General features: G+C 42.7%; 15 protein-coding genes. 7 read left to right on the top strand and 8 right to left on the bottom strand.

Annotated elements, in window-relative coordinates:
• Nucleotides 1-231: 231 nt before the first annotated feature.
• On the top strand, nucleotides 232-1,110 hold the full coding sequence (locus AC6F33_RS06470; protein ID WP_500777986.1) for a LysR family transcriptional regulator: 879 nt from the start codon (nucleotides 232-234) through the stop codon (nucleotides 1,108-1,110).
• Nucleotides 1,111-1,185: 75 nt separating this feature from the next.
• On the opposite strand, the gene AC6F33_RS06465 is transcribed toward AC6F33_RS06470, so the two are convergent.
• Nucleotides 1,186-2,166, bottom strand: coding sequence for a YitT family protein (locus AC6F33_RS06465; protein ID WP_480947500.1), 981 nt, complete (start codon nucleotides 2,164-2,166; stop codon nucleotides 1,186-1,188).
• Between the two features lie 417 nt (nucleotides 2,167-2,583).
• Between AC6F33_RS06465 and AC6F33_RS06460 the strand changes: the two genes are divergently transcribed.
• The 4 genes from AC6F33_RS06460 to AC6F33_RS06445 all read left to right on the top strand — a co-directional run bounded on the left by AC6F33_RS06460 (nucleotide 2,584) and on the right by AC6F33_RS06445 (nucleotide 5,526).
• The gene (locus tag AC6F33_RS06460; RefSeq protein WP_255749751.1) at nucleotides 2,584-3,486 is read left to right on the top strand and encodes a DsbA family protein; all 903 of its coding nucleotides are present in this window, start codon (nucleotides 2,584-2,586) and stop codon (nucleotides 3,484-3,486) included.
• Between the two features lie 194 nt (nucleotides 3,487-3,680).
• The gene (locus tag AC6F33_RS06455; RefSeq protein WP_255749752.1) at nucleotides 3,681-4,910 is read left to right on the top strand and encodes a DNA polymerase IV; all 1,230 of its coding nucleotides are present in this window, start codon (nucleotides 3,681-3,683) and stop codon (nucleotides 4,908-4,910) included.
• Nucleotides 4,907-5,272: a YhjD family protein gene (locus AC6F33_RS06450; protein WP_480947501.1), complete on the top strand. Its 366-nt coding sequence runs from the start codon at nucleotides 4,907-4,909 to the stop codon at nucleotides 5,270-5,272. The genes AC6F33_RS06455 and AC6F33_RS06450 overlap by 4 nt, the downstream gene beginning before the upstream one ends.
• A gap of 83 nt (nucleotides 5,273-5,355) precedes the next feature.
• Nucleotides 5,356-5,526, top strand: a complete 171-nt coding sequence (locus tag AC6F33_RS06445; RefSeq protein WP_255749754.1) for a hypothetical protein — start codon at nucleotides 5,356-5,358, stop codon at nucleotides 5,524-5,526.
• Nucleotides 5,527-5,586: 60 nt separating this feature from the next.
• On the opposite strand, the gene pepF is transcribed toward AC6F33_RS06445, so the two are convergent.
• The 3 genes from pepF to mecA all read right to left on the bottom strand — a co-directional run bounded on the left by pepF (nucleotide 5,587) and on the right by mecA (nucleotide 9,603).
• Entirely contained in the window at nucleotides 5,587-7,401 is a 1,815-nt protein-coding gene (gene pepF, locus AC6F33_RS06440; protein ID WP_500777985.1) for an oligoendopeptidase F, read from the bottom strand.
• 84 nt (nucleotides 7,402-7,485) lie between these two features.
• A complete protein-coding gene (locus AC6F33_RS06435; protein ID WP_255749756.1) occupies nucleotides 7,486-8,769 on the bottom strand; it encodes a competence protein CoiA in 1,284 nt (427 codons plus the stop codon).
• A gap of 132 nt (nucleotides 8,770-8,901) precedes the next feature.
• Nucleotides 8,902-9,603, bottom strand: a complete 702-nt coding sequence (gene mecA / locus AC6F33_RS06430) for an adaptor protein MecA (protein ID WP_255749757.1) — start codon at nucleotides 9,601-9,603, stop codon at nucleotides 8,902-8,904.
• Between the two features lie 309 nt (nucleotides 9,604-9,912).
• On the opposite strand from mecA, the gene AC6F33_RS06425 reads away from it, so the two are divergent.
• Complete coding sequence (locus AC6F33_RS06425) at nucleotides 9,913-10,596, top strand: TerC family protein (RefSeq protein WP_255749758.1); 684 nt, start codon at nucleotides 9,913-9,915, stop codon at nucleotides 10,594-10,596.
• A gap of 107 nt (nucleotides 10,597-10,703) precedes the next feature.
• Here AC6F33_RS06425 and spxA read toward each other — a convergent pair whose 3' ends face one another.
• Together spxA and bcaP are read right to left on the bottom strand one after the other, a co-directional pair.
• Complete coding sequence (gene spxA / locus AC6F33_RS06420; protein WP_255749736.1) at nucleotides 10,704-11,099, bottom strand: transcriptional regulator SpxA; 396 nt, start codon at nucleotides 11,097-11,099, stop codon at nucleotides 10,704-10,706.
• A 309-nt stretch (nucleotides 11,100-11,408) separates the two neighbouring features.
• Nucleotides 11,409-12,830 carry a branched-chain amino acid transporter BcaP gene (gene bcaP / locus AC6F33_RS06415; RefSeq protein ID WP_255749737.1) on the bottom strand — a complete coding sequence of 474 codons (1,422 nt, stop codon included), beginning with the start codon at nucleotides 12,828-12,830 and terminating at the stop codon, nucleotides 11,409-11,411.
• A 743-nt stretch (nucleotides 12,831-13,573) separates the two neighbouring features.
• On the opposite strand from bcaP, the gene AC6F33_RS06410 reads away from it, so the two are divergent.
• Nucleotides 13,574-13,735 (top strand): hypothetical protein, encoded by a 162-nt coding sequence (locus AC6F33_RS06410; RefSeq protein ID WP_255749738.1) that lies wholly within the window; start codon nucleotides 13,574-13,576, stop codon nucleotides 13,733-13,735.
• Nucleotides 13,736-13,772: 37 nt separating this feature from the next.
• Here the strand turns inward: AC6F33_RS06410 and AC6F33_RS06405 are convergent, their stop codons facing one another.
• On the bottom strand, nucleotides 13,773-14,768 hold the full coding sequence (locus tag AC6F33_RS06405; RefSeq protein WP_255749739.1) for an ABC transporter ATP-binding protein: 996 nt from the start codon (nucleotides 14,766-14,768) through the stop codon (nucleotides 13,773-13,775).
• Complete coding sequence (locus AC6F33_RS06400) at nucleotides 14,761-15,786, bottom strand: ABC transporter ATP-binding protein (RefSeq protein ID WP_255749740.1); 1,026 nt, start codon at nucleotides 15,784-15,786, stop codon at nucleotides 14,761-14,763. The genes AC6F33_RS06405 and AC6F33_RS06400 overlap by 8 nt, the downstream gene beginning before the upstream one ends.
• Nucleotides 15,787-15,791 lie beyond the last annotated feature (5 nt).

Genomic DNA, 15,791 nt, shown 5'->3' with positions numbered 1-15,791 from the left:
CCCCGTCAAAGCACACATACATTGCAGCTGCCTATTTTATGAGTTATATTCTTCGGAGTAATGCAATTCAATAAAATGCCTTATTATCGGGATTTTTCACTATAACTATGTTAATATATAGGATACACCTTCAGCACGTATGCTGTTTTATGACGGCATTTTAATCACAAAGTGACTGTAGAGAAGCGTTTTTTCGCTATCATTCTCCACCCTTTTTAGGAGTGATCATTTATGGAGTGGCAACAGATTGAATATTTTCAAAAGGTCGCCCAGCTGCAGCATATGACGCAGGCAGCGGAGGCTCTGTCAATCTCACAGCCCGCGCTCAGCAGGTCGATTGCACGCCTTGAAGAAGAACTGGGCATTTCTCTTTTCGAACGGCAAGGAAGAAGTATTATCTTAAATCAGTATGGCAAGGTGTTCTTAAAGCATGTCAATCGGATCTTAAAAGAGATTGATGATACGAAAAAGGAAATTCAATCCCTGCTTGATCCTGAATACGGTGAGGTTTCCCTAGGATTTCTGCACACGCTCGGCGTAAACATGATTCCAAATATTCTTCGTGCCTTTCAAAAAGAACATGCCAATACACGAATCAAGCTTTATCAAAACAATAATGTATCACTACTCAAACAGCTTCAATCGGGGGAAATTGATCTGTGCCTTGTGCATCATGCCTTCGATGATCCCCATATTCAATGGGAAAAGCTTTGGGACGAAGAGCTTTTTCTGATGCTTCCGAGCACCCATCCGCTCGCGCGCAGAGAATCCATCGTCTTGGATGAAATCCAATCCGAACCGATGATTGCGCTTAAAGAAGGCTATGAGCTGCGCAAGATTGCCGATAAGCTTTGCCGAAAAGCTAATTTCACACCAAACATCACATTTGAAGGCGAAGAAGTGACCACACTTGCCGGTTTGGTTGCGGCGGGACTTGGCGTCGCCTTGCTTCCCGACCAAAAAGACATCGACGACAGTAAAGTGGCCAAGTTGCATGTAAAGTGGCCAAGCTGCTCAAGACAGATCGGGCTCTCATGGTATGAAGACCGTGCCCTGTCTCCTGCTGCCACCCACTTCAAACGTTTTGTCTTTACCCACTATCGAGAATGAAAAAAGAGGGGCGCTCAGGTGAACGTCCCTCTTTTTTCATGCCATTTCTTTCAATTTATCTTTTCCATGAAACAATTACTTGACAATCGACGTGCCGAATAACTTCTGAAACCGTTCATAATCTTGGGAGCCCAGCGTCTGCTCCACCTTTAAGGTGTGTTCTCCATGCTTCATGGCCTGAATTGCCCGCTGCTGTTCTTCCGTGTGGAACGTACCGATAATTTTATTTGTTTCAAGAATATTTGTAAACGCATTCGGGTCAATGCTCTTAATCAACCGCTCCATTTTATACAATTCATAATGACTGATGACCATCATTAACGTACTCTTTTTGGTGCCGGTAAACCCTCCGTATGACGGAATCACCGTCATTCCTCGGTCAAATTGATCCTGGATTGCTTCAACCAGCCGATCCGACTGATCCGTGATCGTCATAACCGTCAATTTCTGATATTTTGTGTGAATCATATCAATCACATAACTATTTACAAAACGTGAAATTAACGTATAAAGTGCGTACTGCCATTCGTACACCGCACCGGCAATCACAATAATAATACCGTTCAAAATCAAAAAATATTTACCTGATGATGCATTACGATTACGCCGCGTTAAAAAAATGGCAATGATATCCAAACCGCCCGTTGAAATACCGTATTTCAAGGCAATTCCAACACCGATCGCAGAGATCATTCCGCCAAATATAGAATTGAGCAGAATGTCTGAAGACAGCGGATGCACCGGCAGAACAGTTAAAAATAATGAGGTCAGCATAACTGTAATGAAACTAAATAAGGTAAAACTCTTTCCGACCTTATACCATCCAAGTACGGCAATTGGCAAATTTAAAACGAGAATCAGCAAACCGATCGAAAGATGAAGGTTCAACCCATCAAACAGGATATCTGAAATCAATTGGGCAGCACCGTTTATTCCTGCCGCATAGACATGAGCCGGCACAAGAAAAAGATTCATGCTGAGCGCACATAAAAAAGCGGCACAAACTGAAATACATGATTTTTTGATTAATTCGCCAATGGAAAAAGCAGGTAACATATCGTTCTTCCTTCATTCACTTTATTTTTTCTTAGTTCCCCGGGTCTCAAATTATAGCACCTTCATTTGCGGATTCAACCTCTGGCAACATTTTCCCAACACTTTCACTTGTTAAACTAAACACATTTTTCAAACATTTATTTATGCCGCAAAAAACAGCTTGAGTGCCGATTAGTTGCCCTCAATGATCGGAACTTGTTACAATATAGAAAGTTTCAGGACGATGGAATCATAAAGTTGTGCTTCCACCATTCAATGAATGAAACTGAAAAGAATATAATAAAGGCAGGTTGACTTTATCAATAATGGATAAAGATATGATGAGATGGATCAATCCGGCTATCGGCACAGTCCATCTGAATCAGGGGCCATTTCTGAGGCCGCCCTATTTAAAATTTCTTCCAGAGGTGGGATCCCATGACACGTTTTGAGGAAGGGTCTATATGTGAGGGAACACCGGGAAACGAGTCGTGTACATTAAGAACCGGCAGGAAACGAACCTTCCAGCGAGTCGAAATTTTAACATTCATTGATCCGCTTTGCCCTGAATGCTGGGGTTTTGAACCTTTACTTAAAAAATTTATTTTTCAATACCATGACTATTTTACATTTCGCGTCTTGTTAACGACAAAGCATGACACGGTAAATCGCTGTCAATTCACTCGTGCAAAAAGAATTGCTGAGGAATGGGACAAATATGCCCGCCTGACCGGCATGTGCTGCGACAGTGATGTGTGGCTGGAAAATCCGCCTTCTCCTTATTCGATCGCTTATGCGATTAAGGCGGCCGAATTCCAAGGAGGTGCGGCCGGGCAAATTTTTCTTCGCCGCGTACGTGAGCAGATTTTTCTCAGAAGACAGGGCTTGAATAAATTTGAAGAGCTGCTGGGTGTCGCTCGCCTTGCCGGACTGAATGAACAGGAATTTTCCAATGACTATCATTCCTGTCGTCCGATTAAGGCTTTTCAGTGTGATCGCCGATTAGCAAATGAATTGGCAATCACCGAACTTCCGACCTTGGTTTTCTCAGCACCATGCAATGACTCTGAAGCCATTAAGGTAAACGGACATTACCCTTACTCCGTCTATGTACAGATTTTGACCGAACTCCTGGGCGAGCAGCCGATCCCGGCGCCAAATATCTCGCTCAAAGACTATTTTCAACAACAATGCTTTCTGACCACTCAGGAAGTCGTCGTAATCTATGACTTAACGGAAGAAGAGGCATTAAAGGAACTGCGCAAATTGCAGCTCCAGCAAATTATCGAACCGGTTTCTCTGAAAAGCGGTGAATATTGGTCCTATATCGGTCATTCGTAATGACCGTATCATTTGATCGTTTGAATGTTGCAAGAACCATAATTGCCTTGCTCCTAAAAAAGGAGCAGGGCTTTTTCATTGTCTTAAATCATTCCATAACTCTATTATAACGAACACATGTTTTTATTTCCAGTGTTAAAAGAACGTTTGTTCGTGTATAATAAATCCATATCCAATTAATTGAGGTGTCGCACATGGATCGAGTGATCTTCCTGATCGATATGCAAACGTTCTACGCTTCTGTTGAAAAGGCTGATTTCCCGGAATTCAGAAACAAGCCTCTGATCGTTGCAGGTGACCCGAGGCAGCGAAGCGGCATCGTCCTTGCCGCTTGCCCGATTGCCAAGCATTTCGGCGTACTGACGGCCGAGCCGCTTGGTCAAGCGTTAATTAAGTGTCCGCAGGCGGTTATCCGTCTGCCACGCATGCAGCATTACATTGATGTATCTACAGCCGTGACACGATTTCTTAGACAGTTTACCGATCTGGTTGAGCCTTATTCGATTGATGAACAGTTTATTGACGTCAGCGAAAGCTTGCCGCTCTTTGGTTCACCCTCAACCATTGCACGGAAGATTCAACGATGCATGCAGGAACGCTTTGGTGTCTATGCCCGCATTGGAATCGGACCCAATAAAGTAATGGCCAAGATGGCTTGTGATCATTATGGCAAAAAGAACAAAGCAGGAATTTTTGAGTTAAATGCTGAGAATATAAAAAAATACCTCTGGCCCCTGCCCATTGGTGAATTGTTTGGCGTTGGCCATCGAATGGAGCAGCACTTCATTGGAATGGGAATTCGCCAAATCGGTCATCTCGCCCGTTTTCCGCTCGCTTTACTGCGCAAGCGTTGGGGTGTGAACGGAGAGCTGTTATGGCGAACCTCACACGGCTTGGACAGTGCTCCCGTCTCCATGAGCACCTTTACAGAACAAAAAGCGATCGGGCACCACATGACCCTGCCCTTCGACTACCCGGAAATGCGCGATATTCGTGTGATCCTTCTTGAATTGAGTGAAGAGGTCGCTTATCGAGCCCGTGTGAAACACTATATGGGGCTTGTTGTCTCCGTTGGCATTTCCGGAACTTTTGAGCGCCATACCGGTTTTCATCGCCAGATCAAGCTGCCCTTCGCGACAAATTTTGGCATGGATATTTATCATGCGGTTAATCGGCTTTTTACAGAAAGCTGGGACTGCCTTCCGGTACGAGCCGCTGCAGTCACCCTTAGTGATCTTCAGCCAGTATCAAGCAGCTATCAGCTCGATCTCTTCGCTCATATTGAAGAAAAAACAAAATTAAGTGCTGCAATCGACACAATTTATCAAAAATATGGAAAGACGGCCATCTTTCATGGCACCTCACTTATGTCGTCCAGCCAGTTGCGCGCACGTGCGAATAAAATCGGGGGGCATTTCAAATGAATGATCATGGAGGATTTCTGCCCGCCTCGGAAATGACTGAAAAAGAAATGAAAATTGCCGCCGAATATATGCTGCTTCCGCTCATTAAAATGGCATTTGAACGTGATCGAACAGCTATTGTCCATGCGGACACTAAATTCAAACCGCTTTATTTGGAACTATTGGATGCCATAATTGCTCACGTAACACTGGATCTGCGAAGAAATAAGCAAGATATTTTCAACAATCACATCCGCATGACTAAGCGCGGCTGGTTCAATTATGAGGTCTATGTACGGGGCCGCCTATTTGAATTCGTCTATCAAAAAAGTGTAGCCATGGATTGGATTTACGAACGAGTGCGCAGCTATCTCAAGCTCTAGCATCTTTTCTTACCTTCTAGATGAATGTTTACTCCGAGACATTCATAGGCTTGTTTTTAGAGAAACTGCAGAGGATGAATGCCATGAAACTTTTTGTTTTCTGTCTTCTGACCGCCGTTACGTTTTTTTGTTTTTATCATTTCCTGCTTGGATTGCTGCATTTAGAGTCCCTGCTGCTTTCCGGGGCGATGCTCTTCACAATTATTTTCTTCATGATGTGCTTCGTGACACGGCATCGGCGCAGCAATGAATGAAAACGACAAGGACTGAGAATTTAATCCTCAGTCCTTGTCGTTTTTTAAACAGTATTTTTTTCAACTAAACAGCAGGTGTTCAGTTTCATCCAGAACTTTGGCAAAGACATCCATTGCCTGTTGTACCGGTTTAGGATCCGTCATATCAACGCCTGCTTTTTTAAGCACTTCAATCGGTGAATCAGAGCTTCCCGATTTCAGATAGTTTTTGTAGCGCTCAACAGCCGGCGCGCCTTCCTGCAGAATTTGCGAAGAAAGAGCTGAAGCGGCGCTGAATCCTGTTGCATATTGATAAACATAGTAATTGTAATAGAAATGCGGAATACGCGCCCATTCAAGACCAATTTTTTCATCTACGACAATATCCGTTCCAAAATAAGTCTTATTCAGGTTGTAATACGTTTCCGTCAAAAGATCTGCAGTCAACGCCTCTCCGGCACGCGCCTTCTCATGAATGATGTGCTCAAATTCTGCAAACATCGTCTGCCTGAAGACCGTTCCTTTAAAGCCCTCCAATTGATTGTTCAACAGATACAGTTTTCTCTTCTTATCATCCGTATTTTTAAGCAGATAGTGGTTCAACAGCGCTTCATTGCATGTAGAAGCAACTTCTGCAACAAAGATTGAGTAGTCTGAATAAGGGTACGGCTGACATGTACGGGAATAATAGCTGTGCATCGAATGTCCAAGCTCGTGTGCCAATGTGAACATGCTGTCGACATTATCCTGCCAGTTCAACAAAATGTAAGGCATGGTGCCATAGCTGCCGCCAGAATAACCGCCGCTCCGCTTGTTCTGTGTTTCACGCACATCAATCCAACGCTTTTTAAAACCATCCAGAATAACATTCAAATAATCTTCGCCAAGCGGTGCCAGTGCTTTAATTACAATTTCCTTCGCTTCATCATAAGTAACTTTGATCTTCGCATTCGGGACGAGCGGTGCATAAAGATCATACATGTGAAGTTCATCAACATTGAGCGCCTTTTTACGCAGCGCCACATATCGGTGCATCAACGGCAGGTTGTCATGAATGGTTTTAATTAAATTGTCATAAACCGTTTCCGGAATATCATTACCAAACAAAGCCGCTTCGCGTGCCGACTTATAATGACGCACATTTGCATAGAACGTATCGCGCTTGATTTGACCGCTCAATGTCGAAGCTAGAGTATTCTTGAATGCACCGTACGTTTTATAAATGCCTTCGAATGTATCTTTGCGCACTTGCCTATTTTCACTTTCCATGAGTGTGCCATAACGCCCGTGTGTAATTTCAACGTCTTCTCCGTCCTCACCCTTAATCGTTGGGAACTTCAAATCCGCATTGTTTAGCATGCCGAACGTTGTTGATGAAGCGTCGGTAACCTCTTCAGCCGCCGCAAGAAGTGCTTCTTTTTCACTATCCAGCACATGAGGACGCGTCCGAATGATTTCATCAAGTGCATGGCGGTAGAGTTGCAGATCCTTACTGCTGTCAATAAAACTGTTCAGCGTTTTCGGATCAATAGCTAAAATTTCAGGAACAGCAAAAGCTAATTTGCTTCCTGCTACCGCAGCAAGATTGCCGGCGCGGTCATTAAGCGCTTGAAAAGTCGCATTTGCCGTATTTTCATCTGATTTCATGTGTGCATAGACGTAGACCTTATATAAAAGTTCCGTCAGTTCATCCTGTTTCTTAAGCAACGCAAATAATGTTTCGGCAGAATCTCCTATTTTCCCTTTAAACTGTTCCGCTTCAGCGATCAAATCCTTAACCTTTTGAAACGCACGTTCCCACGCATCCGCATCAGGAAAAATCGCCTCGAGATCCCATGTTTCCTGAACCGGAATATCCTCTCGTTTTGGGAGCGCAGTTGTCTTTTCACCAGCCATTGCGGCACCTCCAATGTCATTGCTTTTCCAAAAAATGTATCAACCATATCGTACTTCTTTTTTATCATTTACGCAAAATTTAGCTTATTCTTTAATTGGATTTGAAAGAAGCGTCTCTTCTAATCGCTCCAGAACACGACGATCATCCTCCAGTAATCGAGAAATCACCAGATCTTTTGGGGGCAAATAGACAAGCCGATAACGATCATCCATTTTCTCAGCAATCCCCAACCGAATCAGCTGCTCCAAATAAATTCTGACAAGTTGATTTGCAGTTTTCAATGGACAAAGCGGAAGGTGCCGAAGTTCATACAGCGACCCCATCCCCCTCTGTACAGCTTTCTCAATAATTTGTCGGGGCATAACATAGCGTTTCGGTTCAATAACACCCATAAAAAGATATACCCACATTTGCCATAACAGAGGCGGATTCATAAGATGGATAAATGAATGATGCGGCAGACCTACAAAGGCGGGATAACAAGCGAAATAATGGTTTAATTGATAAGTTTGAGCACGCAGCATGTATTCTTCGCGCGTCATATGATAGGGGATTGCCTGCCGCTTTCTCTTTTTCATTTCCAGCCAATAACGCTTAAATTGGGCTGGTGAAAATTTCTGCGGCGGAGAAATTAACTGATAAGGTTTGCATACTGAGAGCGTAACGCTCTTTTCCTGGGAAATAAAATGTGTCTTCGAAAGTGGAGAAAGGCCATGAACGCAGCGGATAACCTTTGTAGACGGATCATAAAACCAAACATAGTAACGAGAAGAAAACGGATGTGTTTCGGGAGAGACCCTTGATTGGCGGATTGCCATGGAGGTAAAACCAGATAGACGAATCCTCTCCCATTGTCGATGATAGTGATTAATGCCGATGACCCATATCGGTGTGATATATGCATCGAGGTATCCCATTGAACGCGAGGCAAACACCTCTTCAGGGATCATGCTGCATTGATACTCAATTACAGCAGGTTCAATTCCCGGCAAATATAAATCCGGTCTCTGCCTGAGCTCGGGCAGGTAATGTTCCAATTGCGGCGATCGACCCGCATCGTCACACCAATGAAAAAGATCTTCTTTACCTGACAAATGTGCGGACGTTTCCGGTTCACTGTCGACAAAACACGCATGATGTGGCTGATGTGCAAAATGCCAACATCGTTTTGTGCCCGTTTTCAGATGCACCGGTGCTTGGCAAACAGGGCAATAAAACCCATGGATTTTCCCCATCTGCAGCAGCGTTTCACGAGGCCATACTCGGGCAATCAGTGAAATTCGTTCAGCATTTTTCGTTGATGCGATGAGCACAAAATCACCACCTGTTCCTTCTATTTTTATGATTTCGACAGTGTAGACTGTCATTCCTTCTCATGTGTAAGAAAATCCCCGCACAATCCTCATACAAACAGGCAGTTCAACAGCCTCTCTGGAAAAAACAAAAAGCTTGCCAATCGGCAAGCTTTTCAGATCATCTCTTGTAGGTGCTTAGTAGACTTATGAAAGTAAAGGAAAATGAGATTTTATTGTCTGTAAGGCATGGTCTGATATTAATTCCTTACCATATTCCATAAGAACATAATGCGTCATACTTGTGTCAAGACCAAATTCGAGCATTTTGCTTAAGGCATCATCTTGACAATCATCCGTTAATTCATCATCGAATGTGATGTTTAAATAATAATAACCTTTGTACGCATATAATACGGTATCCATATTCTCATGCGTCTCAAAAGCATGGCTCAGCGAAATCAAGTTCTCAAGATCATCGAATTCGATAATGAAAGAAATCGGCTGTGAATCTTCCTCAGTTTCATCGTCCTGTTCTTCGCCGTCCTTCATAGTATCATCTTCGGACATGTCCGATTGATCTGGGTCCTGGTCCTCGTGATCATTAATTGGAATATCCAAATGCTTATTTTCTGAGATCGGCAACTGGAGATTCGCACCGTCCTTCGAAATTTGAGCACGAGTTACAATAATCTCCATGCCCTTCTCAAGCGCTTGAACCTGAATCCAAAGCGGCCCTTCAAGTGAGAACGATTCTTGACTATGTGCCTCATCCATCATTTGCCAAAAGAGCTCTTCACTGCGATCACGATTATACCAAATTTCCTCACGGTCAAAGCCAAGGTCTTCAATATCCAAATAACTGATGTAGAATTTCAGTGTGTTTTCGTTAATTCGCTCGATTTTCAACGCTATCTCTCCCTTCTTCATCACTAGTTATGGGAGTGACCAACCGCCAATGGACAATATCTATCCTGTACCTCTATTGTATGATAAAACGTTCACTATTGAAATAAAAAGTAATCCTTATTCCAAACATTCCGCACTTGCCTTCTCAGCAAGCAAAATAAGTTTAATTGTTTCATTTTATTGATCGTGTAAATTATTTATGCAAAGAAAACAATAGAACGGCAAATGTCTGTCAAACAGATTAGCGGAATGATTCGGGACAAGTCCGCATAAGTTTGAACGGAGGCAGAGGAAAGGAGCTATCAACGCATGTCTTTTGATCTCAATACCCTGTTTTTCATTCTAAAAATAATTTTTATAGATATTATTTTGGGCGGAGACAACGCGGTCGTTATTGCACTTGCTTGCCGCCGACTCGCAGAAAAGCAGCGGAACGAAGCCATTTTTCTCGGTACCGGGCTTGCCGTCATTGTGCGGATCTGCCTGACGGCGATCGTTGTGTCTTTACTCAACATTCCGTTTCTGATGCTTGCAGGAGGCATTTTCTTAATTGTCATTGCCGTTCGCCTGATGACAAATAAAGAAGAAAAACATAATGTTCGTGCAGGCACGTCCATGTTTGCTGCTGTCCAAACCATTGTATTCGCAGACGTCGTCATGGGTTTTGACAACATGCTTGCCATAGCTGGTGCTTCAAAGGGCCATATCGGCTATATTGCAATCGGCCTTATCTTCTCTGTTCCCATCATTGTATGGGGGAGTAAGCTGATTCTCATCGCTTTAGAGCACTTCCCGATCTTGATCTATGCCGGTGGCGGAGTTCTTGGCTATACTGCATCGGAAATGATTATGAGCGAACCGAAAATGCAATGGCTGTTTGAAAATTCTCAGCATTTTGCCCATTTTTTCCCAGCCATCCTTATTAGCACATTAATTATTGTCGGTTGGCTGACCAATTTTTTTTCATCAGCTCGAGTCGCCGGTAAATTATAATATCTAAAGTACCTTTATTCAAATGAGAACGGCTGCACGTTAACGAGCAGCCGTTCTCAACAGGCAACAAACGGATGCCCAAGGGCATCCGTTTGTTGCTCATTTCTTTAGTTAACCAAGCGCTGAGCTTCCTGAAGCTGGAATGTACGTACCTTTCTCGGAAGAAAACGACGAATTTCATCATCATTATAGCCAACCTGCAGCCGCTTGTCATCAAGCATAATCGGTCTCCGCAACAACCCTGGATTATCTTTAATCAATTCAAAAAGCTGCTGGATCGACATTGTTTCCAACTGAATATTCAATTCTTGAAATGCTTTTGACCGTGTCGAGATAATTTCATCCGTCCCATTCTCGGTCATGCGCAAAATATCTTTAATTTCTTCAATCGATAACGGTTCGGAGAAAATGTTTCGTTCTCTAAAAGGTATATCATGTTCCTTCAGCCAAGCTTTTGCCTTTCTGCACGATGTACAACTTGGTGATGTATATAATGTAACCATAATTCGCCCTCCTTTGGATAATAGAAACGTTCTATTCTCTAAGGCTTCTTTTATTATATAATAATTCTTATAAATTTTATACCCTTTTTTATGTGAAAATAATTTCATATTTCATCATTATATGCGCCTTCTTTCACCTTTTTTCGACAATAAGATTATTTTCATTATTCCCGCTCATTCTCATTACGAAACATTACACACGAATTACAGGCTCATTAACGAACAACACTGAACTTTAGATAGCATAAAAAAAGGAAAAGAAGTATAGCCTTCTTTTCCAAGAAAATATATTTTCACTTAAAAATCCTATTACTGATTTTGCTGTTTCTGCAACTTGCCAAGTTCACTGTGTTTGAAACCGAAAAGTAAATAGATCACAAGGCCAATGCCAAACCAAATTAAGAAACGAATCCATGTCTCTCCTGATAAATTGACCATCAGAAACCCGCATGAAAGAACGGCAAGGAATGGAATCACATAAACAAACGGCACCTTAAAGTTCCGTTTGATGTCTGGTCGTTTCACACGCAGTATGACCACACCGATCGAAACAACGATAAAAGCGAAGAGTGTACCAATATTTACAAGCTGCGCCAATTCATCGAGCGGAACAAGTGCTGAAAAAATCGTTGCCATAATCCAAGTCAGGAGAATACTGAATACAGGCGTCTTGGATTTTTTTGATAACTTTGCAATTGATTTTGGCAGCAGACCATCTCGACTAATTGCAAAAAACAGCCGAGTCTGTCCATACATCATCACAAAAAGTACCGTAGTAATACCAAGAATAGCCCCCAGAGAAACAAATCCTGCTACCCAGTCCTGATGAACAAAGCGAAGAGCAAATGCAACAGGATCGCCTACATTTAATTTGGTGTAAGGAACCATTCCTGTCAACACGATCGAGACAGCAATGTACAGGACCATACAAACGGCAAGTGACGACAGAATACCGATCGGCATATCACGCTGCGGATTCCGCACTTCCTCAGAAGCCGAAGACACTGCGTCGAAGCCGATGTAGGCCAGAAAAGCTGTTGCTGCACCTTGTACAACGCCGCCAAAACCGTAAGGCATAAATGGCGTCCAATTAGATGGCTGCACATAGAATGCACCGACAACGACGAAAAGCACAACGACACCTATTTTTATAAGTACCATGATATCGTTAATTCGGCTTGATTCCTTAACCCCGCTGAGCAGGATTGCCGATAACAGAAGCACAATCACCGTTGCCATCACGTCAACGTAAGTTCCTTTACCAGGATCAAACGCGGCACTTATTACGGTAGGCAAGTGAAATCCGAATCCCTTCAGCAATTCTTGAAAGTAAGCAGACCATCCACTAGCCACAACTGAGCAGGCAAGGCCGTACTCAAGGATTAAGTCCCATCCAAGAATCCATGCGAACAATTCACCGAAAACTGTATAGCTGTACGTATATGCACTGCCTGAAGCCGGAATCATCGAAGCGAATTCCGCATAGCACAAAGCTGCGAATGCACATGCGATTCCTGATAAAACAAAAGATAAAATAATAGCTGGCCCTGCATTGTTCGCAGCAACAATACCTGTCATAACAAAGATTCCGGTACCGATCACCGCTCCAACACCAAGCATGGTCAAATCAAAAGCTCCCATTGCTTTCTGCAGCCCGCTCTTGCCGCTCGCCTGATGAATCGTATAATCCATCGGCTTTCTTCTGAATAACGTGCTAAGCAAACGCCTCATCCTTAAAATCTCCTTCTGTATATCCTTAATAACACAACTTAATGAATTCTATTTATTCTTTTTTCAGAATTTTGACAATCTGACTTTTTCTCTTTATTTTTCCACTAAGTTGTAAAAATCATTCTACATGTTACCTGGTCTTATGTAAAGGTACTAATTACAAATTATTTGACTTTTTTAGAAACACTGAAGTTATTTAAACATTTTCCATGCAAAAAGGACTCCCCAAAATGCAAGAAGTCCTCACTCATTGTTCAATATATCTATGTGGATAGTTCCACTACATTACGCCGGCAATTTTAAGTTTGATGACGGTGCATCTTGTGACTTAGGTTGCAACTGTCCTAATGTCTCCTTCAACCATTTTCTGATTGAATTTTTGCGCCTCCGCCTTACTTCCTTCGGTTTCACCGATAATCGCCTCCTTAAACCATTTATACAAAGTTTTATTCCCGTGACTCACGCAGAAGTGTACCTGTCTCTTTTTATTCTCAACCCGGTATGCCTGCTTGTCAAGGTAATTTTTCGACTTGTCTCCGTTTGCACCTGTCCAGAAAATGTATCTTGCACAACTTGAGATTCACATATGCATGTGATAAGCTTGGACATCAGTATTAACAGAACAGCGCATCGCAACCACATTTGTAATGAAGATGGCCAACTGAATCCTCTTTCTCTTATACTATACGTGAGAAAAACAAAAAGTATTCAAAAATATACCCTACCCTAAAGGAGTTGATGTCATGGCGCGATTAATCACAGTCATTCTTACCCTTTTGCTCGTTTTGACCATTCTTTTGTATCATTTTTATCATGTATTGACTATGCCAATCATCACTATTTTACTGCTCATCACTGTCATCAGCTATTTTGTGCAGCTCTATAGTATCTACAAAAAAAAATAACCCTGCGCCGATATAAATAGGCGCAAGGGTTATTTTTTTAAGCTTTTTCAGTTTTCATTTCCTCGTCATGAAGATGGCAAGCCACCCAGTGATCTTTTTCTACCTCATGCCATTTTGGTCTTACTTTCGCGCACACATCCATTGCAAATGGGCAACGCGTCCTGAAACGGCAACCGCTGGGCGGATCAATTGGACTTGGCACGTCACCTTCCAATATAATCCGTTCACGTGAACGTTCAATATTAGGATCAGCAACCGGAATTGCCGACAGAAGCGATTGAGTGTATGGGTGAAGAGGATGTTCGTACACTTCATCGCTGCTCGCAAGCTCGGCCATATTTCCGAGATACATCACACCGACTCGATCACTTATATGCTTTACCATTGATAGATCATGTGCGATAAACAAGAAGGTTAAGCCTTGTTTTTCCTGCAATTCCTGCAACAGATTGACAACCTGAGCCTGAATGGACACATCAAGCGCTGAAATCGGTTCATCGGCAATAATAAAATCCGGATCAACAGCAAGTGCTCTTGCAATTCCAATACGCTGCCTTTGACCACCGCTGAATTCATGCGGATAACGATTAGCATGTTCACGATTCAAGCCGACTGTTTCCAGCATTTCATAAACACGTTCCATGCGTTCTTTTGGTGATTTGGCTAAATGGTGAATATCAATTCCTTCTGCAATGATGTCTTTAACCATCATTCTCGGGTTAAGCGATGCATACGGATCCTGAAAGATCATTTGCATGCGTCTTCTTAACTCCTTTCTTGTTTTTGCAGAGAGTTTGCCGCTTATATCATGGTTGTCAAACACCACTTTGCCGTCAGTAGGCTCGTAAAGACGAATAATCGTTCTTCCGGTCGTGGACTTGCCGCAACCTGATTCGCCAACCAGCCCAAGGGTCTCACCTTTGTAGACATCAAAACTAATCTCATCAACCGCTTTTAAGATATCTTGACGCGAAATAGTGAAATATTTCTTCAAATTTTTAACTTGAAGCAATTTCTCTCTTTGTTCAGTCATTATTTGATCCTCCTACACCAATTGTTGCAGGCGGTTCCACCTTTGGTGCCCGCTCATCAAGCAGCCAACAAGCTGTCCTTTGCGTGCTCGACATTTCTGTGTACTCAGGCATATGATCCGTGCATACTTTCATCGCATAAGGACATCTTGGAGCAAATGGGCAACCCTTTGGCGGATTACTCAGATCTGGAGGAGTCCCTGGAATCGCCAATAATTTATCGGTTTTGGCATGCAATTTTGGCATAGAAGACAACAGTCCCCATGTATACGGATGCTTTGGATTATAAAATATTTCATCCAAGGTACCAGTCTCTACAATCTTTCCTCCATACATTACAGCAACACGTTGTGCCAAATTGGCCACTACACCTAAATCATGGGTAATTAAAATAATTGCTGTTCCTGTTTTCTTCTGCAAATCACGCATAAGATCAAGAATCTGTGCTTGAATCGTCACATCAAGTGCCGTTGTTGGTTCGTCTGCGATAAGAATTTTCGGATTGCAAGCTAATGCAATGGCAATAACAACACGCTGTCTCATCCCGCCTGAAAATTGGTGTGGATATTCATCCACACGTTTTTCCGGATTTGGTATACCTACCAATTGCAGCAGTTCAATTGCACGTTTTTTTGCATCATGCTTCGTCATTCCTTGATGCTTAATCAAACCTTCCATAATTTGTTTGCCGATCTTCATCGTTGGATTCAAGGCGGTCATCGGATCCTGAAAAATCATTGAAATTTCCTTACCACGGATTTTCTGCAGCTGCTTCTTGGAATATTTAACAAGATCATTGCCTTCAAACAGAATATCCCCGGTCGCAATTTCACCTGGAGGACTCGGAATCAGTCCCATAATTGCTTTCGATGTCACCGATTTTCCGGAACCGGATTCGCCAACAATCGCCAGGGTCTCCCCTTTATTTAAATTCAAACTGATACCGCGGACAGCTTGTACTGTTCCACCAAATATATGAAATTTCACACTCAAATTATTGATTTCCAATAAATGACTCATAATGA

The organism is Sporolactobacillus sp. BBK16-2, from assembly GCF_059878335.1.
The sequence above is the reverse complement of the archived record's forward strand: the minus strand, read 5'-3'. Positions and strand labels throughout refer to the sequence as shown.